General features: G+C 36.4%; 18 protein-coding genes and 2 tRNA genes. 13 read left to right on the forward strand and 7 right to left on the reverse strand.

The window, feature by feature from the left end; all coding sequences use genetic code 11:
* Positions 1–125: 125 nt before the first annotated feature.
* The 3 genes from aceE to lpdA are packed head-to-tail and all read left to right on the forward strand — an operon-like array spanning position 126 to position 5,643.
* Positions 126–2,795, forward strand: coding sequence for a pyruvate dehydrogenase (acetyl-transferring), homodimeric type (aceE, locus tag FKR84_RS08350; RefSeq protein WP_141421844.1), 2,670 nt, complete (start codon positions 126–128; stop codon positions 2,793–2,795).
* 11 nt (positions 2,796–2,806) lie between these two features.
* Entirely contained in the window at positions 2,807–4,210 is a 1,404-nt protein-coding gene (locus tag FKR84_RS08355) for a 2-oxo acid dehydrogenase subunit E2 (RefSeq protein ID WP_141421845.1), read from the forward strand.
* 20 nt (positions 4,211–4,230) lie between these two features.
* Complete coding sequence (lpdA, locus tag FKR84_RS08360; RefSeq protein WP_141421846.1) at positions 4,231–5,643, forward strand: dihydrolipoyl dehydrogenase; 1,413 nt, start codon at positions 4,231–4,233, stop codon at positions 5,641–5,643.
* 507 nt (positions 5,644–6,150) lie between these two features.
* Here the strand turns inward: lpdA and FKR84_RS08365 are convergent.
* A tRNA-Lys gene (locus FKR84_RS08365) sits at positions 6,151–6,223 on the reverse strand.
* A gap of 60 nt (positions 6,224–6,283) precedes the next feature.
* A tRNA-Lys gene (locus FKR84_RS08370) sits at positions 6,284–6,356 on the reverse strand.
* 106 nt (positions 6,357–6,462) lie between these two features.
* Between FKR84_RS08370 and FKR84_RS08375 the strand changes: the two genes are divergently transcribed.
* A complete protein-coding gene (locus tag FKR84_RS08375; RefSeq protein WP_141421847.1) occupies positions 6,463–6,993 on the forward strand; it encodes a shikimate kinase in 531 nt (176 codons plus the stop codon).
* Here the strand turns inward: FKR84_RS08375 and FKR84_RS08380 are convergent.
* Positions 6,985–7,482 carry a phosphoribosyltransferase family protein gene (locus tag FKR84_RS08380; RefSeq protein ID WP_141421848.1) on the reverse strand — a complete coding sequence of 166 codons (498 nt, stop codon included), beginning with the start codon at positions 7,480–7,482 and terminating at the stop codon, positions 6,985–6,987. The genes FKR84_RS08375 and FKR84_RS08380 overlap by 9 nt on opposite strands.
* A gap of 33 nt (positions 7,483–7,515) precedes the next feature.
* Complete coding sequence (locus FKR84_RS08385) at positions 7,516–7,899, reverse strand: RNA-binding S4 domain-containing protein (protein WP_141421849.1); 384 nt, start codon at positions 7,897–7,899, stop codon at positions 7,516–7,518.
* A gap of 81 nt (positions 7,900–7,980) precedes the next feature.
* Here FKR84_RS08385 and FKR84_RS08390 point away from each other — a divergent pair, with 81 nt between their 5' ends.
* The 6 genes from FKR84_RS08390 (at position 7,981) to FKR84_RS08415 (ending at position 17,460) form a co-directional block, all read left to right on the forward strand.
* Positions 7,981–8,922, forward strand: a complete 942-nt coding sequence (locus FKR84_RS08390; RefSeq protein WP_141421850.1) for an FKBP-type peptidyl-prolyl cis-trans isomerase — start codon at positions 7,981–7,983, stop codon at positions 8,920–8,922.
* A 122-nt stretch (positions 8,923–9,044) separates the two neighbouring features.
* Positions 9,045–10,064: a type IX secretion system protein PorQ gene (gene porQ / locus FKR84_RS08395; protein WP_141421851.1), complete on the forward strand. Its 1,020-nt coding sequence runs from the start codon at positions 9,045–9,047 to the stop codon at positions 10,062–10,064.
* 61 nt (positions 10,065–10,125) lie between these two features.
* The gene (gene cmk / locus FKR84_RS08400; protein WP_141421852.1) at positions 10,126–10,815 is read left to right on the forward strand and encodes a (d)CMP kinase; all 690 of its coding nucleotides are present in this window, start codon (positions 10,126–10,128) and stop codon (positions 10,813–10,815) included.
* 316 nt (positions 10,816–11,131) lie between these two features.
* A complete protein-coding gene (gene rpsA / locus FKR84_RS08405; protein ID WP_141421853.1) occupies positions 11,132–12,961 on the forward strand; it encodes a 30S ribosomal protein S1 in 1,830 nt (609 codons plus the stop codon).
* A 272-nt stretch (positions 12,962–13,233) separates the two neighbouring features.
* Complete coding sequence (gene dinB / locus FKR84_RS08410) at positions 13,234–14,451, forward strand: DNA polymerase IV (RefSeq protein ID WP_141421854.1); 1,218 nt, start codon at positions 13,234–13,236, stop codon at positions 14,449–14,451.
* A 6-nt stretch (positions 14,452–14,457) separates the two neighbouring features.
* The gene (locus FKR84_RS08415; RefSeq protein ID WP_141421855.1) at positions 14,458–17,460 is read left to right on the forward strand and encodes a DNA polymerase III subunit alpha; all 3,003 of its coding nucleotides are present in this window, start codon (positions 14,458–14,460) and stop codon (positions 17,458–17,460) included.
* A 9-nt stretch (positions 17,461–17,469) separates the two neighbouring features.
* Here FKR84_RS08415 and FKR84_RS08420 read toward each other — a convergent pair whose 3' ends face one another.
* Positions 17,470–17,796 carry a DMT family transporter gene (locus FKR84_RS08420; protein WP_141421856.1) on the reverse strand — a complete coding sequence of 109 codons (327 nt, stop codon included), beginning with the start codon at positions 17,794–17,796 and terminating at the stop codon, positions 17,470–17,472.
* A 425-nt stretch (positions 17,797–18,221) separates the two neighbouring features.
* Between FKR84_RS08420 and FKR84_RS08425 the strand changes: the two genes are divergently transcribed.
* The 3 genes from FKR84_RS08425 (at position 18,222) to FKR84_RS08435 (ending at position 20,413) form a co-directional block, all read left to right on the forward strand.
* The gene (locus tag FKR84_RS08425; protein ID WP_141421857.1) at positions 18,222–19,502 is read left to right on the forward strand and encodes a Glu/Leu/Phe/Val family dehydrogenase; all 1,281 of its coding nucleotides are present in this window, start codon (positions 18,222–18,224) and stop codon (positions 19,500–19,502) included.
* Between the two features lie 112 nt (positions 19,503–19,614).
* Positions 19,615–20,028 (forward strand): GreA/GreB family elongation factor, encoded by a 414-nt coding sequence (locus tag FKR84_RS08430; protein WP_141421858.1) that lies wholly within the window; start codon positions 19,615–19,617, stop codon positions 20,026–20,028.
* Positions 20,018–20,413 carry a hypothetical protein gene (locus tag FKR84_RS08435; RefSeq protein ID WP_141421859.1) on the forward strand — a complete coding sequence of 132 codons (396 nt, stop codon included), beginning with the start codon at positions 20,018–20,020 and terminating at the stop codon, positions 20,411–20,413. The genes FKR84_RS08430 and FKR84_RS08435 overlap by 11 nt, the downstream gene beginning before the upstream one ends.
* Positions 20,414–20,468: 55 nt before the next feature.
* Here FKR84_RS08435 and FKR84_RS08440 read toward each other — a convergent pair whose 3' ends face one another.
* On the reverse strand, positions 20,469–21,653 hold the full coding sequence (locus FKR84_RS08440) for an endonuclease/exonuclease/phosphatase family protein (RefSeq protein ID WP_141421860.1): 1,185 nt from the start codon (positions 21,651–21,653) through the stop codon (positions 20,469–20,471).
* Positions 21,654–21,741: 88 nt separating this feature from the next.
* Positions 21,742–22,023: an acyl-CoA-binding protein gene (locus FKR84_RS08445; RefSeq protein WP_141421861.1), complete on the reverse strand. Its 282-nt coding sequence runs from the start codon at positions 22,021–22,023 to the stop codon at positions 21,742–21,744.
* Positions 22,024–22,027: the final 4 nt, after the last annotated feature.

Consider the following 22,027-nt stretch of genomic DNA (forward strand, 5'->3'; position numbering starts at 1 on the left):
TCCGTATAATCTTATGTTAATCCTTTGCGCGCTCCCTAAATAAACTTTAATTTAAACCTAAAAATGCAAGCAACCCCATCTATTTTTATAGTTGTGTGGTTTCGGATTGTGGTAAAAATCAGGTTATGGCAAAAGAAAATAAAACTTCCAAGCATGAAAAAGAAAACAAAGAATGGCTAGAGTCTTTTCGGTGGATTCTAGAAAACGAATCGAAAGAACGTGCCGAAACTATTCTAGAACTGCTCCGCGAAGAAGCAGCAAAAAACGCCGCTTTACCCTCAAAAGATTTTACCACTCCTTATTATAATACTATCCCTTCCGGGGAAGAAAAAGCTTATCCCGGAAATATAGAACTAGAAGAAAAATTAACCGCTTACATTCGGTGGAATGCTATGGCAATGGTAGCAAAAGCCAACCGGAAAAACGAAGGAATTGGCGGCCACATTTCTACTTATGCTTCTATTGCCAACCTTTGGGAAGTTGGTTTTAATCATTTTTTTAAAGTTTATGAAGACGGCAGTTCAGACAACATTTATTTTCAAGGCCACGCCTCGCCCGGAGTGTATTCGCGTGCTTTTCTGGAAGACAGGTTAACCAAAGAAAATCTGGAAAACTTCCGTAGAGACATTTTTTCTCCGCACGCAATTACTTCGTATCCACACCCTAAATTAATGCCCGAATTCTGGAATCATCCCACGGTTTCTATGGGGTTGGGTGCTATTATGGCCATTTACCAAGCGCGTTTTAATAAATATATGCAAGACCGCGGACTTATTAAGGAGAACAAGCAAAAAGTCTGGGCTTTTCTTGGCGATGGCGAAATGGACGAACCGGAAGCTCGTGGCGCAATTAGTATTGCCGCAAGAGATAAATTGGAAAACCTGATTTTTGTAATAGATTGCAATCTGCAGCGGTTGGATGGTCCGGTACGCGGCAATCATAAAATTATTCAAGAACTGGAAAGTCTTTTTAAAGGTGCTGGCTGGAATGTGATTAAAGTTTTATGGGGTAGCGAATGGGACGCGCTTTTTGAAAAAGATAAAAGCAATAAACTGCTTAAACGCTTAACGGAATTACCGGACGGACAATTACAAAAATATGCTTTTGAAGATGGCGAGCTGATGAAAGAAGAATTGTTTGGCGACGATGAAGATTTAAAAGAATTAGTCAAAAATATTTCTCCCGAAGAATTAAAACGCTTTAAAAGGGGAGGCCACGATTTGACTAAAATCTACAATGCTTACCAAGCCGCTGTAGAGCATAAAGGGCAACCAACTATTATTTTGGCACAAACTATTAAAGGTTACGGACAAGGAGATGCTGGCGAAGCGAGTAATGTGGCGCACCAAACCAAGAAAATGGACGAAGAAGCCTTAAAACACTTTCGCGATTATTTCAAGCTGCCAATTTCAGACGAAGATTTAGAAGAAATACCTTTTTTAAAACCGGAAAAAGACAGCGAAGAACTAAACTACCTATTCGAAAGAAGAAAAAAATTAGGTGGTTTTCTTCCGACAAGGACAGACAAAACCGAAGCTTTAAAAGAACCCGACGCTTCAATTTTTGAAAGCTTTTTTGAAGGTTCAGAAGATAAAGAAGCGGCCACAACCGGCGTTATTGTTCAAATTGTAAGTAAACTTTTAAAAGACGATAATTTAAAAAACCTGGTTACGCCGATAATTCCGGACGAGTCCCGAACCTTTGGTCTGGAGTCGCTTTTTAGTCAAGCCGGAATTTACGCACCCGAAGGTCAAAATTATGAACCGGTAGATAAGGATACGCTTTTGTTTTATAAAGAAGAGAAGAAAGGCGCAATCCTGGAAGAAGGCATTACAGAATCCGGTTGTATGAGCGAGTTTATCGCAGCCGGAACGGCCTATTCTAATCAAGGTGTAAATACTATCCCGTTTTACTTTTTCTACTCTATGTTCGGGTTTCAGCGCGTAGGCGATTTAATTTGGGCCGCTGCAGATGCTGGCGCAAAAGGATTTTTAATCGGTGGTATTTCGGGGCGTACCAGTATTCCCGGAGAAGGTTTGCAGCACCAAGACGGGCAAAGTCATTTAAACGCTTTAGCTTTTCCAAGTCTAAAAGCTTACGATCCTGCATTTGCGTATGAGCTTGCCGTTATCGTGCAAAACGGCATAAAAGAAATGTACGCAGAAAAGAAAAACTGCCTTTATTATATTACGGTGGTAAATGATACCTACCCAATGCCGGCAATGCCCGAAAATGTAAAAGGCGGCATTTTAAAAGGAATGTATAAATTCAAAACTTCTTCAAACTCTAACGATAGAAAAGCGCATCTTTTTGGTAGCGGCGCCATTATGAAAGAAGTTTTGGAAGCAGCAGAAATTTTGGAAGAAGAATATGCGGTATCGGTTGATATTTGGAGCATTACCAGCTATAAAGCCTTATACGACGATGCTATAGATACCGAACATAAAAACAAACAAAAAGCACAGCTCAACCCAGAGAAAAACTATATAGAACAAATTTTACAAGACGAGAACGGCGTTTTTGTGGCAGCTTTAGATTATGTTAAAGCGCTGCCACAAGCCGTTGCCAAATGGTTTCCGGCAAAATTAACGGCTTTGGGAACAGACGGTTTTGGCCGAAGCGATACCCGCGCGCAACTTCGTCATTTTTTTGAAGTAGATGCCAAAAATATCGTGTATGCTGTCTTGTACGATTTAGCAAGTCAAGACGATTTCCCTACAGAAAAACTTAAAAATGCAATTAAAAAACTAGAAATCAATCCGGATAAAAAGAATCCGCGCACATTCGATTTTTAAAACTTACAATTATGGCAATAGAAGTAAAAATACCACAAGTAGCAGAAGGCGTAGAAAGCGCAACAGTAGCTGAAGTTTTGGTTTCGGAAGGCGATAAAATTGAAAAAGATCAGTCGCTTATTAGTGTAGAATCCGATAAAACTTCCGTGGAAATTCCTTCTTCGGCAAGCGGAACCGTTGAAGAAATAAAAGTAAGTGAAGGCGATGAGGTAAAAGTCGGCGATGTGATTTTAACCTTAACGGAAGAAGATGCCGATGAGGAAGCTGAAAACGAAGATGAATCCAATTCTGAAGATAAATCAGACGAAAAAGAAGAAAAAGATAAAGAAAAGAAAAAAGCAGAAAAAGAAGACGACACTGAAGAAGTTGAAGATGAAACTGAAAAGAAAGAGCAAGAAGAGTCGGAAATTTCAGAAGAAAAAGAATCAGAAGAGACAGGCGAAGATAAAGTAGAAAAGGGGAAAGAAGAAGGGGCGGAAGAAGAATCAGAAAAACAAGAAAAATCCGACAAAAAAGAAAGGGAGAAAAATGAAAAAACACCACCGGCAGCTTCGCCTGGCGTAAGAAGATTGGCGCGAGAATTGGGCGTAGATATAAACAAAATAGAGACAAAAGAAGACCGGATTAGCAAAGAAGACGTAAAAGCTTATGCTAAAGAAGACAAAACCTCAAGTAGCGAAACTTCCACAACTTTACCCGATTTCAGTCAGTGGGGAGAAACAGAAGTGAAGGACTTTTCGAGTATTCGCAGTGCTACAGCCAAAAATGTTTCCAAGGCTTGGAAAGAAATTCCGCATGTTTTCCAGTTCGAAGAAGCAGAAATTAGCGGCATTCAAAAATATATTGAAGAACACCAGGAAAAAGCAGAAGATGCCGGTGGTAAATTGACGATTACGGCTATCTTAGTTAAAATTTGCGCCACAGCTTTACGCCAGTTTCCAAAGTTTAACGCCAGCGTAGATTTCGAAAACCAACAAATGATTTTGAAAAAGTATATCAACATCGGCATTGCGGTAGATACCGAAAAAGGCTTGTTGGTGCCTGTTTTAAAAGACGCCGATAAAAAATCTATTCTAGAAATAAGCACAGAAATTACAAAGCTAGCTCAAAAAGCAAGAGACGGAGAGTTAAAACCGGAAGAAATGAAAGGCGGTAATTTTAGCATTTCTAACCTTGGCGGCATTGGTGGCACCAATTTTACGCCCATTGTTTTACCGCCACAAGTAGCAATTTTAGGTGTTTCGCGTGCTCAAAAACGTCCAATTTATAAAAATGATGAGTTAGAAGCCGGCACAATTTTGCCCTTAAGCCTTTCTTATGATCATCGTCAAATAGATGGTGCAGAAGGCATTCGTTTTCTAAAATGGATAGCGCAAGCCTTAGAAGATCCGTATGCTGCGTTGTTAGAAGCTTAAATTTTTTAAAATCAACATTTATGTCGAATACAGAAAAGCGAGAACTTATTGTCATTGGTGCCGGACCCGGCGGTTATGCCGCGGCTTTTAGAGCAGCAGATCTCGGAATAAAAGTCACGTTGATCGATACAGAGCCTAAGCCTGGCGGCGTTTGTCTTTACAGAGGTTGCATTCCGTCTAAAGCTTTGCTGCACGTCACAAAAATCAAACAGGAGGCAGAAGAAGCCAAAGCCTGGGGCTTGGAATACGACAACCCAAAAATCGATTTAAAAAAGCTACGTTCTTTTAAAGACAAAACCATAAAAAAGTTGACCGATGGCTTAGCGCAACTTTCAAAAAGTAAAAATATAGAATATGTTCAAGCTAAAGCGGAATTTGCTTCGGCAGAAGAACTAAAAATTTATCCGGAAGAAGGCGAGGAGTATAACCTGAAATTTGAAAATTTAATTTTAGCAACCGGTTCTTCCATTATAGATTTGCCGGGGATAGAACTGGATCAGAAAGTGGTTATCAACTCTACCGATGCCCTCGAATTACCAAAAATCCCCAAAAAAATGTTGGTGATTGGTGGCGGCTATATTGGTATGGAAATGGGCAGTGTTTATGCCAATCTCGGCGCCAAAGTTAGCGTTGCCGAAATGACAAAAAATTTATTGCCCAACACCGATCGGGATTTGGTTAAGGTTTTTGAAAAAGAGCATGCTTTCGCGGAAGTTTTATTGGAGCATAAAATCGAAAAAGTTTCCGTAGAAAACGAAAAAGCAAAAGTTCTTTTTAAAAACAAAGACAAAGAGGAAACCGAAAAAGAATTCGATTTGGTTTTGGTTGCCATAGGGCGCAAGCCAAACACAGATTCTCTAAAATTGGACAAGGCTGATATTTCGGTTAACAAGGAAGATTTTATAGAAGTAAATGATAAACTACAAACCAATATAAAAAACATATATGCTATTGGCGATATCACGCCTGGCCCAATGTTGGCGCATAAAGCTTCGCACCAAGCCAGAATAGCTGCCGAAGTAATTGCAGGAAAACAAAGTGCTGCTTACGATGCGCGCGCTATCCCGGCAATTGTATTTACCAATCCGGAAATTGCTTGGTGCGGCCTCACCGAAAACGAAGCAAAAGGAACGAACAAAGAGCATAAAGTTTTAAAATTCCCGTGGTCTGCTTCAGGACGGGCAAGAGCTATAGGAACAGCAAACGGTCTGACCAAATTATTGATAGAACCGGATACCGGCAGGATTTTGGGCGGCGGCGTGGCAGGCAAAAATGCAGGCTCGCTTATCGCGGAAATTTCCTTTGCCATAGAAATGGGAGCAACGGCAGAAGATTTGGCCTTAAGTATTCATCCGCATCCAACTTTGTCAGAAACCATTATGGAGGCCGCCGAAATCTTTATGGGTGGCGCTACGCATATTGGTGAAAAGTAATTATAAATCGAAGTTTAGCTTGGACTTTTTGCGGGTATTCCCAAAAAGTTGTGGACTGTGATAGCTTCTCGAGGGACTTAAGTTTCACCCGCCCAAACTTTTTCAGAAAAAATTAGAATCCACTTAAGGTTAAAGAAACAGGTCTACTTTTTAAGTATAAAATTGCTACTGAAAAGATTTTTTAAAATACAGAGTCTTTTGGCGTTATTTTTTAAAAAACCTTATAAAGAGATGCCTCATAGATACTTCATAGATACTCCATAGATAGTCCATTAAAACCTCATAGAAACCAAAAAGGACTTTTAGCGTTATTTTTTTGATTTTTAAAAAATCTATAAATGGAGGCTCGTTATAAAAACCTAAGCCGCTTTACTTGGTTTTTTCTATACAGATTAGCTACAATTTTTGCTTAAATACAACAATTATTCTTGACCCCTTAAGTCTCTTGTCAATTCTAAAAAACTAAAAACCCTGCTAATAAAAATTAGCAGGGTTTTAAATATTTTGTGATCTGGCTGGGGCTCGAACCCAGGACCCTCTCCTTAAAAGGGAGATGCTCTACCAACTGAGCTACCAGATCTAGTGGGAATTTGCTTTAAAAAGCAGACTATTTCTATAATTATTAAAAGAACTTACTTAGTGATCTGGCTGGGGCTCGAACCCAGGACCCTCTCCTTAAAAGGGAGATGCTCTACCAACTGAGCTACCAGATCCATTCGTTTTGCGAATGCGGGTGCAAATATAACATCAATTATTAATTTATCAAGGCAATTTTCCTATAATTTTAATTCGCTTTAAATTTGTAGAAAATCATAGAAAATGAAAATAGTACTTTGCGGTTATATGGGTAGCGGAAAGACAGCTGCTGCAGGCTTGTTATCCAGTAAATTAGAAATTCCGTTTGTAGATTTAGATCAAGAAATAGAAAAAGAAATTGGCGAAAATATTTCCGAAATTTTTTCAAAAAAGGGTGAAATTTTTTTCAGAAAAGCCGAAAATAAGGTTTTAAAAAGACTTTTAGAAACCAAAAAAAAGCAAATTATAGCTTTGGGCGGTGGCACCCCATGCTATGCAAATAATCTGTCTTTAATTCGGCAGCAGCCAAATACAAAATTGGTGTATTTAAAAGTAAGTATAGAAGAGTTGACCAATCGTTTGTTTACGGAAATAGAAAAACGACCTTTATTGCACAATCTTGAAACTAAAGAGCAATTAAAAGATTTTATACGAAAGCATTTATTTGAACGCACGCATTATTATCAACAAAGCGATGTTGTTGTAGATGCAGATTCAACTGTAGAAAAAGTTGTAGAGAAAATATTGGGTAAACTGGAAAGACACTCAGACTAATACGACTTTTGTTTCTTTTTCAAAACTAACTTTTACCGTTTCGTTTAAAGAAGTAGAAAGAGAAATGCCTTTAAAATCTGCTTTTACCGGGTATTTTTTATGACTTCGGTCTACCAAAACCGCCGTTTGTAATTTTTTTAAAGGAACTTCTAAAAAGTGCTTGGCACTATAGATTAAAGTAGAACCGGAGTTTAAAACATCGTCTACCAAAATAACCGAGGTATTGGTGTAGGCTTCTTTTTTCAAAGAGGTTTTAATAGGTAGCAGCGGGTTTTCTTTATCGATTTCAATTTTACACAAAATTATTTTTAAAGGTGAAATTTCTTGTAAGTGCTCACGCAATTTTTCAGCCAATTGATAGCCTTTTGACGCAATACCAGCTAAAGTTATTTTTTCTTCGGTACTGTTGTTTTCATAAATTTGGTATGCAATACGCTTAATTTTATGAAGTATTTGTCTTTCATTTAAAATTAAATTGGGTGTAGCCATTGTTCTGCAATTAAAAGATGCCTTCAAAGATAATTAAATTTCTTCATCCTTGCTTTCTTCCTTAAAGTCTTCTAAATCTCTACGATCTTTTTTTGTAGGTCGGCCAGTGCCTTTTTTTCTATAGTAGTCTTTAGAGTATTTTAATAAATCTAATTTTTCTAAATTTTCTTTTGGAGTTTTATCTACTAGATAAAGGCTTACCAGTTTGGCGCCAACACGTGAAGGCGGAATGTCCAGCACCTCTATTTGGTAATTTACTTGATTTTTACGGACCTCCATTTTATCTGCCGGAAAAATTTCTCGGGATGGCTTTACAGAGTTCCCATCAATTTTTACATGCCCTTTTTTACAGGCTTTTGTAGCCAAACTTCTTGTTTTGAAATAGCGCACACACCATAAATATTTATCGACTCTCATTTTTCTAACTATTAAATTAGCTTTGCACGATAACAAAACTATTAAGAAAATTGTATCTTGCAGCCCAAAAAAGAAGCAATAATGAAACTAACAAAAATTTTATTCTTATTTTCCTTAGTCGCGTTAATTTCTTGCGAGGATGATGATGCCCCTCAAGGTCCTGCCTATCGTGACGTAGCGGAGGTAGCGCAAGAAAACCATGAGCAAATAGTAGAGTATATGGAAACTCACTTTTTTGAATTAGTAAACAACCCGTTAAACCCAAATTACCAACGTGTTGAATTTGGTAAGATCGAAGGTCTTAATGTAGATAAGACGCCAATAATGGAGTCTAGTATGTTAGAATCTAAAATCGTAACTAGAGGTGAGGTAGATTATACTTTATATTATCTTAAAATTCGTGCCGGTGCTCCGGAAGAATACCAGCCCACATTTGCAGATGAGGTAGTTATTACCTATCGTGGCGAATTATTTGACGGTACCACTTTTGACGAGACCGTAAACCCTGCTCGTTTTGATCTTCCGGGAACGGGTAATAATGGCTTTATTACTGGTTTTACAGAAGCTATAAACGAATTTAAAGGAGCTTCTTCTTTTGAAGAAAACGGAGATGGAACCGTTAGCTACTCAGATGATTTTGGAATTGGAGCCGTTTTTATTCCTTCTGGCTTGGCATATTTTGCAGAACCACCAATAGGAACGCCAATTGGGCAATATGAATCTTTAATATTCGGTTTTCAATTGTATAAAGGTATACAAGCAGATCACGATAACGATGGCATTCCATCTTTCATGGAAGATTTAGATGAGGATGGAATTTTAATAGACTTTGATGATGATACCGATGGCGATAGAACTCCTAATTACTTAGACGCAGACGATGATGGCGATGGCACACCAACTATAGAAGAAATAGAAGTAGAAGATACTAATGACGACGGAATTATAACCGAAGACGAGATAAACTTTATTGATTCTGATAACGATGGTACGCCAGATTATTTAGATCCTAACGTTTTTTAAAAAATTATAACCTACTCTTAAAAAAGTCTTGTTTCTGGCAGGACTTTTTTATTTTACTCAAAAGCTTAGAAAATAAAATAAGACCTTAACCGTTTTATACCCTCAAGCGGCTTTTTGCATTTATGGTAAAAAAATGGAGCTTTTTATGTGTTATTTTGTGCAGTTATACACTAACAGCGCAAATTGGTGGTCAATCTACTTACCAATTTTTAAACTTGGTAGCTTCTCCCAGACAAGCCGCTCTTGGCGGAAAAAATATTACCACCTATGATTTTGATCCAACTTCCGGATTGTATAATCCAGCCAATATAAATTATGAGATGGATAATCAGCTGTCTGTAAATTATGTAAATTATTTTGCGGACGTTAATTATGGTACTGCCTCTTATGCCTATTTGTTAGACCGTCGTACGCAAGTTTTACATGCCGGGATAACCTATGTAAATTACGGTATTTTTGATGGTTATGATGAGTTTGGTGAAGCTACGGGAGATTTTACCGGAGGAGAAGCAGCTTTATCTTTTGGTTATGCTTACAATTTTCCTTATTCCGATTTTTATGTTGGTGTAAATGCTAAACTTATTTCTTCCAAATTAGAACAATATTCTTCTTTTGGAGGCGCTTTAGACTTCGGTTTAACCTATTATTACCAAGATTGGGATTTAATTGTTGCCGGGGTAGTGCGCAACGTTGGGACGCAGTTTACACCTTATGATGAAATTTATGAAAAACTTCCGTTGGAAGTAGATGTGGCTATCTCACAAGAGTTGCAGGAAGTTCCTATTAGGTGGCACCTTACCTTAGAAAATTTACAAGAATGGAATATTGCTTTTAGAAACACCAATAGAGACGAAACAGATTTAGACGGCAATACGGTAAAAGACGATCCAGGTTTTTTAAATAATGCATTGCGACATACCATATTGGGGTTAGAGCTTTTTCCGCAAGGAGGTTTTAATTTGCGTTTAGGCTATAGTTTTAGACGCGGAGAAGAATTGCGTATTGTAGATCAGCGATCTTTTGCCGGCTTGAGCGCTGGCTTATCCGTAAAGTTTAATAAAATAAGGCTTAGTTATTCCTATGCGAGATATAGCAGTGCGGCCAGCTCTAGTTTCTTTGGGCTAAATATAGATTTGCGTTAAAAAGTAATTAGGCATCCCGTAAATAAATTGTAATTTTATCACCACAAACTTTTACTAGCTTTTGCGAAAAATAATTATTGCCATAGACGGATATTCTTCTACCGGAAAAAGTACGGTAGCCAAACAATTAGCCAAAAACTTAGGCTATGTGTATGTAGATACCGGCGCTATGTACCGCGCGGTTACACTTTTTGCGATGCGCCAAAATTTAATTGGGAACGATATATTTAAAAAAGAAGAATTAATCAAGCAACTAAACGAGATTAATCTTAGTTTTAAATTTAATCACCAAAAAGGCTTTGCGGAAGTTTATTTGAATGGCGAAAATGTAGAAGGCGAAATTAGAAGTATGGCAGTCTCGGCTTATGTTAGTCAGATTGCAGCCATTCCCGAAGTGCGCAGAAAACAAGTAGAAGTGCAAACCCATTTAGGAAAAAACAAAGGCATTGTAATGGATGGCCGCGATATTGGTACAGTAGTCTTTCCCGAAGCCGAATTAAAAATCTTTATGACCGCTTCCAGTCAAAAAAGAGCGCAAAGAAGATTAGACGAGTTGTTAGAAAAAGGTTTTCAAGTAAATTTTGAAGAAGTACTCGCCAATCTCGAAAAACGTGATCAAATAGACACCACCCGCAAAGACTCTCCTTTAAAACAAGCAGAAGATGCAGTTTTAATAGACAATACCAATATAACAATGCAAGAGCAATTTGAAAAGCTTTTGGCCTTAGCGAAGGAGAGAATAGAGAATTAGAGATTAGAAAAAATAAAGTAGCTATGACTTCCGCTTTAAGCGGAATTAAAAATTCCTGGTGTGATGCTACGTTGAGGTTTTTCAATTTACGAATTAACTGGTTTGCCATTTAACTGTTTATCCAATTAACCAATTCACCGCTCAACCAATAATCAACTCCAAACTTTTGATTATCAAAAAATAAATCGTATTTTTGCACCCCTTTTTACAGCAATTCAGAAAGAAAAAGGGAGATAAAAATTTATATTTATAAACACTTCTATGTTTAGCTGTTTAATTTTCTGAAGAAATATAGGATACAAATAATAGATCAGCAATGGCTGAAGATAAAAAAGAAAAAGATTTAGAAGTTCAGGATGTAGCAGGATTGTCTGCCAATTCTCAACCAGAGCCGGAAACGCAACAACAAAACCCTGAAAAATTCTTAGAAGAATTCAACTGGCACAATTATGAAGAAGGTATAGACCCGATTGATGATCAGAAGTTGGACGAATTTGAGAAATTGGTAGAAGAAAACTTTGTAGACACTTTAGATGATGAAGTTGTAGAAGGAACAGTAATTAATATTACAGATCGTGATGCAATTATAGACATCAATGCAAAAAGTGAAGGCGTTGTTTCGTTAAACGAATTTCGTTACAACCCAGACCTTAAAGAAGGCGATAAAGTAGAAGTGCTTATAGATGTGCGTGAAGACGCTACCGGTCAATTAGTACTTTCTCACCGTAAAGCACGTGTGATTAATGCTTGGGATCGTGTAAACAAAGCGCACGACGAAGGTACCATCGTAAACGGTTATGTAAAATGCCGTACCAAAGGTGGTATGATTGTAGACGTATTTGGTATAGAAGCTTTCTTACCTGGCTCGCAAATAGATGTGAAGCCAATTAGAGACTACGATGCCTACGTTGGTAAAACAATGGAGTTTAAAGTTGTGAAAATTAATCACGAATTTAAAAACGTTGTTGTTTCGCATAAAGCACTTATCGAAGCAGATATTGAAGAGCAGAAAAAAGAAATTATTGGTCAGTTAGAAAAAGGTCAAGTATTAGAAGGTACTGTTAAGAATATTACTTCTTACGGTGTGTTTGTAGACCTTGGTGGCGTTGACGGATTGGTACACATTACAGACCTTTCTTGGTCTAGAATTAACCATCCTAACGAGATTGTAGAATTAGACCAAAAATTAAATGTGGTAATTTTAGACTTCGACGAAGCTAAAACAAGAATCCAGTTAGGTTTAAAACAATTAAGCAAACATCCTTGGGAAGCTTTAGACGAAGACTTAAAAGTTGGCGATAAAGTAAAAGGTAAAGTAGTTGTAATTGCAGATTACGGTGCATTTATTGAAGTTGCAGAAGGAGTAGAAGGTTTAATCCACGTTTCTGAAATGTCTTGGTCTACGCACTTGCGTTCTGCACAAGACTTTGTAAATGTAGGAGATGAGGTAGAAGCGCAAATCTTAACTTTAGACAGAGAAGAGCGTAAAATGTCTCTTGGTATTAAGCAATTAACACCAGACCCTTGGACAGATATTACTACTAAATATCCTGTAGGTTCTAAGCATACCGGTATTGTAAGAAACTTTACCAACTTTGGTGTGTTTGTAGAATTGGAAGAAGGTATAGACGGACTTATTTATATTTCTGACTTATCTTGGACCAAGAAAATCAAGCATCCATCAGAGTTTTGTAATGTAGGAGATAAGCTAGAAGTTGTTGTTCTAGAATTAGACGTAGAAGGACGTAAACTTAGCTTAGGCCACAAACAAACAGAAGCTAACCCTTGGGATAAATACCAAAAAGAGTTTGCAGTTGGAACAAAACATACCGCAGAAATTTCTGAAATTGTAGACAAAGGTGCTACTATAGAATTTAATGAAGATATTACTGCATTTGTACCTACACGTCACTTAGAAAAAGAAGACGGTAGCAAACTTCAAAAAGGAGAAGAAGCAGAATTTGTAATCATTGAATTCAATAAAGAATTTAAGCGCGTAGTAGCTTCGCATATGTCAATTCATAAAGAAGAAGAAGCTAAAATTGTAAAACAAGCGGCTAAGAAATCTAAACAAGAAGACAAGCCAACACTTGGAGATGCAAACGCAGACTTACAAGCTTTAAAAGATAGAATGGAAGGTAAATAAACCACCACTTTAATCTATACTTATAAAAGCCTTTTCTGGAAACTGAAAAGGCTTTTTTTTATAAAATTAAATAGTATTTTTCTCTTTTTTATTTTCGTTTACACGGAAAAGATTTTTGCTTTCTAAAATTAGTTTTTTTACCAAACATTAATATTTCTCCTAAAAAATTTTCACGAATTATTGACATAACATTTAACAGTCAGACTACATTAAATTTGTTGGTAATTTTATAATTTTGGAATAATTCCGTTTTAAAGGAAATAATCCAATTTATGAAAGCAAAATCTATATTACATTTAGATTTAGATACCTTTTTTGTTTCGGTAGAGCGTTTACTGAATACAGAACTGCAAAATAAACCCTTACTGGTAGGCGGTTTGGGAGATAGAGGCGTGGTAGCCGCTTGCAGTTACGAAACCAGGAAATTTGGTGTGCACAGTGGCATGTCTATGAAAGTTGCCCGTAATTTATGTCCGCAAGCCACCGTAATAAAAGGCAATGCTTCTACCTATACCAAGCACTCACATGTGGTTACCCAAATTATAAAAAACGAAGTACCAACTTTCGAGAAAGCCAGCGTAGATGAATTTTATGCAGATTTAACCGGAATGGATCGTTTTTTCGGGATACAAAAATTTGCCGGAGAGTTGCGACAAAAAATTATAAAAGAAAGTGGTTTGCCTATTTCATTTGGTTTATCGCAAAATAAAATTGTTTCAAAAATAGCTACAGGAGAAGCCAAACCCAACAACCACCGCATTATAGAAACCGGCACCGAAAAAGACTTTTTAGCGCCACTTTCCGTAAGGAAAATTCCGCAGGTGGGAAGTGCGACTTATCAAAAATTAATAAATCTGGGCATTCAGCATATTCATACGGTACAAAAAATGCCGGTAGAAATGCTGGAAAGCGTTTTAGGAAAAAACGGAAAAACCATTTGGCTACGCGCACAAGGCATAGACAATACGCCAATTATTCCATTTCACGAGCGCAAATCTATTTCTATGGAGCGTACTTTTAATAAAGATACCATAGATGTAATGCGGTTAACGGCTACCATAAAAGCAATGACAGAAAGTTTGTCTTACCAACTGCGCAGTGCCAATAAATTGACCGCCAACATTAGCATAAAAATCAAATATTCTGATTATAAGACCTATACCAAGCAACAGAAAATTCCGTACACCAGTGCAGATCACATTTTACAGCCTTTGGCTTTAGAGTTGTTTCATAAATTGTACAACCGCAGAATGTTAATTAGGTTAATAGGCGTGAAACTCTCTAATATTGTTGGTGGCAATTACCAAATAAACCTTTTTGACGATTCGCAAAAAATGCTGCATTTGTACCAATCTTTAGATAAAATTAAAAATAAATATGGCGAACACAGCGTGTTACGGGCTTCAACCTTAGGAACACGCACTATTGGCGGAGGGCAAAATCCGTTTAACGGCGAACCTCCGGTTGTGTTAGCGCATAGAAATCAGTAATAAAAAATGTACCTTAATTGTCATTCTAGATATTCGTTGCGTTATGGTGTTCTTTTGGAAGAAGAGCTTTGTGCTTTGGCCAAAAAGAACCACTTTAAACAACTTGCTTTAACAGATGTCAATTCTACTTCTGGATGTTTGCAATTTATTAAACACGCGCAAAAGCAAAATATTCAGCCGGTAGTGGGTATTGATTTTAGAAATAATGCTCAACAAAAATTTGTAGGTTTAGCAAAAAACAATACAGGTTTTAGAAATTTAAACCAATTTTTGTCGGAGTATTTACACGATAAAAAAGACTTTGATCTTCGCGCGCCCAAATTAGACGATTGTTTTATTATTTATCCGTTTGCTTCTTTTACAGCCGAGAAAAATCAGTACCCAAAAATAAATCCGAAAAGTTTAACTGCTAACGAGTTTATTGGGGTTTCTTTAAAAGAGCTTAACGCTTATCAATTTTCTGCTTTAAAAGCATATAAGCATAAAATAGTTTTGTTGCAGCCTGTAAGTTTTTTAAGCAAAAAACATTTTAACACGCACCGGTTGTTGCGCGCCATAGATAATAATTGTTTGTTAAGCAAGTTGCCAGAAAATCAGCAAGGCGCGATAGAAGACACTTTTCATACAAAAACCGAATTGTTTACGCGTTTAAAAGACTGTAAATATATTATAGAAAACACACAACAACTTTTAGAAAAATGCAAGATAGATTTTTCTTTTGATACCCGGCAAAATGTTAATTTACAAAGATTTGGTGCTTCCGAAAAAGAAGATATTGCTTCTTTAAAACAACTTTGTTACAAAAATTTAAACAAGCGTTATCCCAATGCTTCTTCAAAAGTGCACCAGCGGCTTGAAAAAGAATTGCAGGCTATTATAAAAATGCGTTTTGTTTCTTATTTTTTAATTAATCTGGATATTGTAGAATATGCCAAACGTATGGATTTTCCTTTTATTGGTAGAGGTAGCGGCGCAAATTCTATCGTAGCTTATATCTTAGGAATTACCAATGTAGATCCTATAGAATTAGACTTGTATTTTGAGCGTTTTATAAACTCCAATCGCAGCTCTCCACCAGATTTTGATATAGATTTTTCTTGGAAAGACAGAGAGCAAGTAACCCGGTATATTTTTGAAAAATACGAAAACACGGCTTTAATGGGAACTTACGTAACCTTTAAACGCAAAGCCGTGATGCGTGAAATAGGTAAAGTTTTTGGTTTACCGAAAGAAAATATAGATAAATTAAGTGCCGGCTATTACACTTATCAGAATTTAGATAAGCTGGAAAAATTAGTAGTTAAATACGGAAAATACATAGAAGGTTTGCCCAATTATGTGAGTGTACACTCTGGCGGAATTTTAATTTTAAATGCTTCGGTTTATAATTTTGCCGCTACTTTTTTGCCTCCTAAAGGTTTTGCCACTATACAAATTGATATGAATATTAGCGAGGAAGTTGGTATTCATAAATTTGATATTTTAGCACAACGCGGACTCTCAAAAATTAAAGATACCGTGGCTTTGGTAAAAGAAAATCAGCCAGAAGCGGTTGTGAAAAACTTAGAAGAAGTGAAGGTTTTTAAAGAAGATCCGGCTATAAATCAACTTTTAAAAACCGGCGATTGTATGGGGGTTTTTTATATAGAATCTCCCGCAATGCGCGGCTTGCTTATCAAGTTGCAAACAGATAATTATTTAAATCTGGTAGCGGCAAGTTCTATAATTAGACCAGGCGTTTCTAGCGCAGGTATGAAAGAAGAGTTTATCAAGCGGCATCGATTTCCGCGAAAGCGAAAAGAAGCGCATCCGGTATTGTATAAAATTATGCCAGATACGTATGGGGTAATGGTTTACCAAGAAGACGTAATGAAAGTGGCGCATCATTTTGCAGGTTTAGATTTGGAAGATGCAGACGTGTTGCGACGCGGGATGAGTGGTAAAAAAACCTCTAAAGAAAAAATGCAAAGCATAGAAACCAAGTTTAAAGAAAACTGCAAACAAAGAAAACACGATTCGGCTTTGGTAGAAGAAATCTGGACGCAAATTTCTTCTTTTGCCGGGTATGCTTTTCCTAAAGGACACTCTGCTTCTTATGCGGTAGAAAGTTACCAGAGTTTGTATTTAAAATGCTATTTTCCTTTAGAGTTTATGGTGGCGGCCATTAATAACGGCGGGGGTTTTTATAGAGTAGAAACCTATTTGCGCGAAATAGAAAACCAAGGCGGCGAGTTGCATTTGCCTTGTGTAAACAAAAGCGATCATCCTACGGCTATTTATGGTAAAAAAGTGTATTTAGGTTTTGGATATTTAAAAGAATTAGAACAAAAAACCATTCGGGATATATTAGAAAACCGGCAGTTTTATGGCGATTTTCTTTCGTTGGAAAATTTTCTGGAACGGGTTTCCATTTCGATAGAGCAGCTTAGTATTTTAATAAAGATAGAAGCCTTTCGTTTTACGGAAAAAAACAAATACGAGTTGTTATGGCAAGCACATTTTATTCAGAATAAAAATAAAATTAAAACGAACCAAGAAAAACTGTTTCGTAGTAAAATGCAAGCCTATACGTTGCCTTCTTTTAAAGCTTCTTTTTTGGCGCAGTCTTATGACCAAATAAATTTGTTGGGTTTTAGTTTAGGGCATCCCTTTAAATTATTGCAACATAAAATAGACAGCAAGTTAACCGCGGCTAATTTGTTGAGATACAAAGATAAACCGGTAGTTATGTATGGTTATTTAATCACGATAAAAACCACCAAAACAAGCAAAGGAGAATATATGTATTTTGGTACCTTCTACGATTATAAATTTCAGGTTTTTGATACGGTGCATTTTCCAAAAATTGCGCAGCAATATCCGGTACGAGCCAAGGGTATTTACCGCTGCGTAGGTTTGGTAAAAGAAGAAATGGGTTATGTAAATTTGCAAATAACAAAAATAACACATATGCCCATTATGCCGGACGAGCGTTATACAGGTATTGCAAATTATAAACGTATAGCGTAGAAACCTTTGCTAATTACTCACCACTTTAAGCCCAACAATAGAAGCAATTAAGGTGAACATAAAAAACAAACGCCAAAACTCTGCCGGTTCTTTAAAAAACACAATTCCCATTGCTACGCTACCCACGGCACCAATTCCGGTCCATACGGCATAGGCAGTACCAATGGGTAAATTTTGCGAAGCTTTTACCAAAAAAGTCATGCTAATTGCCAAAGAAAGTACAAAACCGCCATACCATAATAAAGCGGTATTGCCTGTGGCGCCTTTTGCTTTTCCTAAACAAAACGCAAAGCCAACTTCAAAAAGTCCTCCAATAATCAATAAAATCCAATTCATTCTTACAGATTAACTACTTTCAAATGTATTAATTTTTAGATTCCGTAGTGGTCAAAAATAAATTTTAGGAGGATTTCTCTTTACGGAATGTCTTTTTAGAGAAATACCTTCTCAAGGTTATAAAGTTCTTATAAAATCTCTTTAAAATAACGAAAAAATATAAGTGAAATTAAATCTATTTGCAGGAGAAACAGACTGATAAAAGTCATAAATAATTATTGGCTTTAATTAGTTAATACCTAGAATAATACTTACTTTTGATAAAGTGAGAAAATGCCATCTTTACTATATTAGTAGAAAGGGGGTCTTTCTTATGTTTATTTTTAAAAGCTGAAAGTAAAAACCATAAAATTATAAAGTGATTTGAAGCCATTAGATAAGCTAATGGTATAATAAAAAATTATTGGAAAAATTAGTTGGAAAATATGAGTAAAACAGAAACTATGAAGGCTAAAACCATGTACGATAACGTAATGGACCAGTTTAATCAGGTTGCAGACCGTATGGATCTGAATAAAAACATTCGAAAAATTTTAGGGATAACCAATAATGAGATTATTGTGCATTTTCCTGTCAAAATGGATAACGGAGAGGTAGAAATTTTTACCGGCTATCGTGTACAACACAATAACGCTTTAGGACCTTATAAAGGAGGTTTACGTTACCACCCAAGTATAGATGTGAATGATGCTAAAGCTTTAGCTATGTGGATGACCTGGAAAACTTCTCTTGTAGGTTTACCATTTGGTGGCGCTAAAGGAGGAGTGCAATTGGATCCTAGAGATTATTCATTAGCAGAATTGGAGCGTATTACACGACGATTCACTTATTCGTTAGGTGAAAATATTGGACCAGAACAAGACATTCCTGCTCCAGACGTTAATACCAATGCACAAACCATGGCTTGGATTTTAGATACGTATATGTCTACCAAACCATCTTCTGCCAGATCGCAAAATCAACACGTAGTTACCGGAAAACCAGTAGGTGCAGCAGGTTTGGAAGGTAGAGATAGAGCTACCGGCTTTGGAGTTTATTTAAATATAAAATTGTATGTAGAGGGTCAAGGCGAAACTTTAGCAGGAAAAACTTTTGCCGTACAAGGTTTTGGTAATGTTGGCCAATGGGCCTCTCATTTCCTAACACGTGATGGCGCAAAACTTGTAGCTGTACAAGATGCACACGATACAATTTACGATGATAAAGGTATAGATGTAGCCGCTTTGCAAGAACATTGCAAACCACGTAAAGGTTCTATTCAAGGTTATGAACAAGCCGAAAGTATAGACCCGTCTAAATTTTTTGGTTTAGAAGTAGATATTTTGATTCCTGCTGCTTTGGGTAACCAAATTACAGATCAAAATGCTAATGATGTAAAAGCTAAAGTGATTGCAGAAGGTGCAAACGGCCCAACTACCAACGATGCCGAAAAAATATTACTGAAAAACGGCGTGGTAATCATTCCAGATATTTTGTGCAACTCTGGTGGAGTTATAGGAAGTTATTTTGAGTGGTTACAAAACCGCAGTGGTGAGTTATGGCAGTTAGACGAAGTAATGCAACGTATTGAGAAAAAACTTACCGAGTCTTTCAAAAAAGTAGAAAAAGCAGTAAAAGAAGAACAAACCGATTGGAGAACAGCGGCTTATATTATTGCTATTTCTAGAATTGAACAAGCTTACGTGCAAAGAGGGATTTTCCCATAAATCGTAAAGATTTTATTGATTTAGCATATTATTTGCTATAAAATTTAAATAAGCCATAATTGCTTTTTGGTTATTTTGAAAGCAATTATGGCAATTTTAATATCATGCAATTATGAAATACAAAACTTTAATATTAGAAAAGCGTGAACATGAAAGATTAAAGCGCATTATGGCTATGGGCCATTATCTAAACGACAAAACTTATAGAGCATCCATTTCTAAGCTACACGAAGAATTGGAGCACGCAAAGGTTGTAAAGGGAGACAAAATGCCTGACGATGTGATTCGGTTTGACTCTATGGTAACCATAGAAACACCTTTTGGCCCGGCCAAAACATACCAATTGGTTACACCGGAAAAAAGCGATATAAAACAAAATAAAATTTCTATCTTAGCGCCAATGGGGTCTGCTCTAATTGGTTATGCCAAAGGTGATGAAGTAGATTGGCATTTTCCTTCGGGTCCCAATGTGATTAAAATTGTAGACGTTGTACAACCCAAAAAAGAACTAAGTGATGAGCGATGAAATTAGAAACCATTATGACCAAGATGATATTCAGAAATTAAATCTGGATAAAGACATTAAATCTTGGCAGAATGAAATAACCTTTATCAACACCGAATTAGATTTTTTTAAAAAGAACATTCAATTTCTATTAGTAGATGCGCAAGAGGTTCAAAACGAGCTTTTAGAAAAAATAAAAAACCTACGTGAACGTAATAATTATTACAGTTTGCAGCTGGTAGATTATTACAAAGATTCTGAAGGTATCATAGAATGCGAAGATGTGCATTGCGAGACTTTTTACCTTAACGAGCATCAAAGTTTCAAAAATGAACTTACCCAACACGTTCAAAGGGTAAGAAAACTTAAACGTGAAGTGTTTGAGCAGTTATTAAAAAAAATGTAAAAATGCCTTATTTTATTTAAAAAGTCGTTTGGAAACAATCCCCAAACGACTTTTTTTATTGTACAATTATTTTATGGTAATATTGGTTATGTTTGCTTTGCAAGCGGGCAAAATAAACTCCCGGTTTTAACTGCTCTAATTGTAGACTTATTCTTTCCTGACCTGGCAATATATTTTTAGTAATTAACTTTTTGGCGTTTACGGTAAAAATTTCTAAAGTAGCCGGTTCATTGAACTCAGGTAAATAAAATTGGGTTTTATTTTGTACGGGATTGGGACTGTTGTAAAAACTTTTAGAAGTTTGCGTTACTTCAGATACATCTAAATTAGCATCTGCCAAGAGTAAACCCACCGGTCTGTGGTCTGAAACTACTTGGTTGTATTCTGTCCACCCGTTTTCTAAATAATCTTCTAGTTTTAAAGTTTCCGTAAAGGAATCTTCATTCTCATAAGCAGCAAATAATGGCTGTGTAATTAATATATGATCCAGATGTGACGGCCACGACGGGTAAGACCAATTATTTGGCATAGAAGTAGCCAATTCATAATCTGTAAATAAATAGGAATACGGCTCATTTAAAAAACCTACAAATACATTGTTGGGGTCGGCGTCTGTCAATTCGTCATTAAAATCTCCCACAACAATTACGTTTTCTCCCTGAAAAAAATACTCCATATACGTTTTTAGGTAGGTTATAGCACTAAAACGTCTAGTTTCTTGGTCGTAAGCATCGTCCAAATCTAAAATGCCGTCTCCGCAGCATTTTAAATGGTTGTTAATTAGAACGTAATTTTTATCTTTATAAGAAAATTCCATCACAAATGGCGCCCGCGGAAATGGCTGCCAATAGTTTGCTTCTTCATAAATTTCATAAGAAGTGTTAAGGCTAATACTTTCGGGTTTGTAAAGATACTGTAAACTGCTGCCGGAAATGGCCGCTGCGTATTGCGGTAAATTATCAGCTAACTGTAAAAAAAAATTTAGGTTATCAATTTCTTGGAAAGCAATAATATCTGCATCCAGATAATTTATAAACTGGGTAACATAAGAAAGTGTTTGCCCACCGTTTGCCGGAAACCATTCTAGATTCCACGTAACAATTTCAAGGCTAGTATCGGTGCCAAAATCAAAACTATCTACATTTTGGGCAGCACTTTTAGAAGAATAAAATAAAACCGAGAAGCTTACTAAAATTAATAATAACGCTTTACGCGGAAGTGGGAGAGGAGCTTTAATCATTAGTTAGATAACTGAAGTTTATGTATGTTATTTTTCGAAAAATAGTATGAAAAAATGAAATAGAAGAACCGGTTAAGTTTACCGATTATTATTTTTTAGAATCTACAATATATTTGTTTACCAAATCTATATACTTTTGTTTGGCTTCTGCCTGGGTTAAGTTTTGCACTTGAAAAAGCGCATTCATTTTAAAAGCGCTAATAAGTTTTTCTTGATTTAAATTATCCACTTTGTGCTCTCTGTTTTGTCCGGAAGCCCTTTTGTAATAAGCATAAAAATAAAGCATAAGATCTGGAGGAAAGCGTAGATTGGTATTATTTGCAATTTCTACTGCTTCTTCAAAAGCTTGATCTAAATCTTTTTTTTTCATAGCA

It is taken from the genome of Haloflavibacter putidus, assembly GCF_006546625.1.
Classification (GTDB): Bacteria; Bacteroidota; Bacteroidia; order Flavobacteriales; family Flavobacteriaceae; genus Mesonia; species Mesonia putida.

What these genes read in the sequence shown, in the direction of transcription:
- FKR84_RS08390 (WP_141421850.1), top strand. Translation starts at nt 7,981, where the DNA reads ATGAAACTAACAAAAATTTTATTCTTATTTTCCTTAGTCGCGTTAATT.
- FKR84_RS08375 (WP_141421847.1), top strand. Translation starts at nt 6,463, where the DNA reads ATGAAAATAGTACTTTGCGGTTATATGGGTAGCGGAAAGACAGCTGCT.
- dinB (WP_141421854.1), top strand. Translation starts at nt 13,234, where the DNA reads ATGAAAGCAAAATCTATATTACATTTAGATTTAGATACCTTTTTTGTT.
- FKR84_RS08355 (WP_141421845.1), top strand. Translation starts at nt 2,807, where the DNA reads ATGGCAATAGAAGTAAAAATACCACAAGTAGCAGAAGGCGTAGAAAGC.
- rpsA (WP_141421853.1), top strand. Translation starts at nt 11,132, where the DNA reads ATGGCTGAAGATAAAAAAGAAAAAGATTTAGAAGTTCAGGATGTAGCA.
- FKR84_RS08385 (WP_141421849.1), bottom strand. Translation starts at nt 7,899, where the DNA reads ATGAGAGTCGATAAATATTTATGGTGTGTGCGCTATTTCAAAACAAGA.
- aceE (WP_141421844.1), top strand. Translation starts at nt 126, where the DNA reads ATGGCAAAAGAAAATAAAACTTCCAAGCATGAAAAAGAAAACAAAGAA.
- lpdA (WP_141421846.1), top strand. Translation starts at nt 4,231, where the DNA reads ATGTCGAATACAGAAAAGCGAGAACTTATTGTCATTGGTGCCGGACCC.
- FKR84_RS08420 (WP_141421856.1), bottom strand. Translation starts at nt 17,796, where the DNA reads ATGAATTGGATTTTATTGATTATTGGAGGACTTTTTGAAGTTGGCTTT.
- FKR84_RS08380 (WP_141421848.1), bottom strand. Translation starts at nt 7,482, where the DNA reads ATGGCTACACCCAATTTAATTTTAAATGAAAGACAAATACTTCATAAA.
- porQ (WP_141421851.1), top strand. Translation starts at nt 9,045, where the DNA reads ATGGTAAAAAAATGGAGCTTTTTATGTGTTATTTTGTGCAGTTATACA.
- FKR84_RS08445 (WP_141421861.1), bottom strand. Translation starts at nt 22,023, where the DNA reads ATGAAAAAAAAAGATTTAGATCAAGCTTTTGAAGAAGCAGTAGAAATT.
- FKR84_RS08425 (WP_141421857.1), top strand. Translation starts at nt 18,222, where the DNA reads ATGAGTAAAACAGAAACTATGAAGGCTAAAACCATGTACGATAACGTA.
- FKR84_RS08415 (WP_141421855.1), top strand. Translation starts at nt 14,458, where the DNA reads ATGTACCTTAATTGTCATTCTAGATATTCGTTGCGTTATGGTGTTCTT.
- FKR84_RS08430 (WP_141421858.1), top strand. Translation starts at nt 19,615, where the DNA reads ATGAAATACAAAACTTTAATATTAGAAAAGCGTGAACATGAAAGATTA.
- FKR84_RS08440 (WP_141421860.1), bottom strand. Translation starts at nt 21,653, where the DNA reads ATGATTAAAGCTCCTCTCCCACTTCCGCGTAAAGCGTTATTATTAATT.
- FKR84_RS08435 (WP_141421859.1), top strand. Translation starts at nt 20,018, where the DNA reads ATGAGCGATGAAATTAGAAACCATTATGACCAAGATGATATTCAGAAA.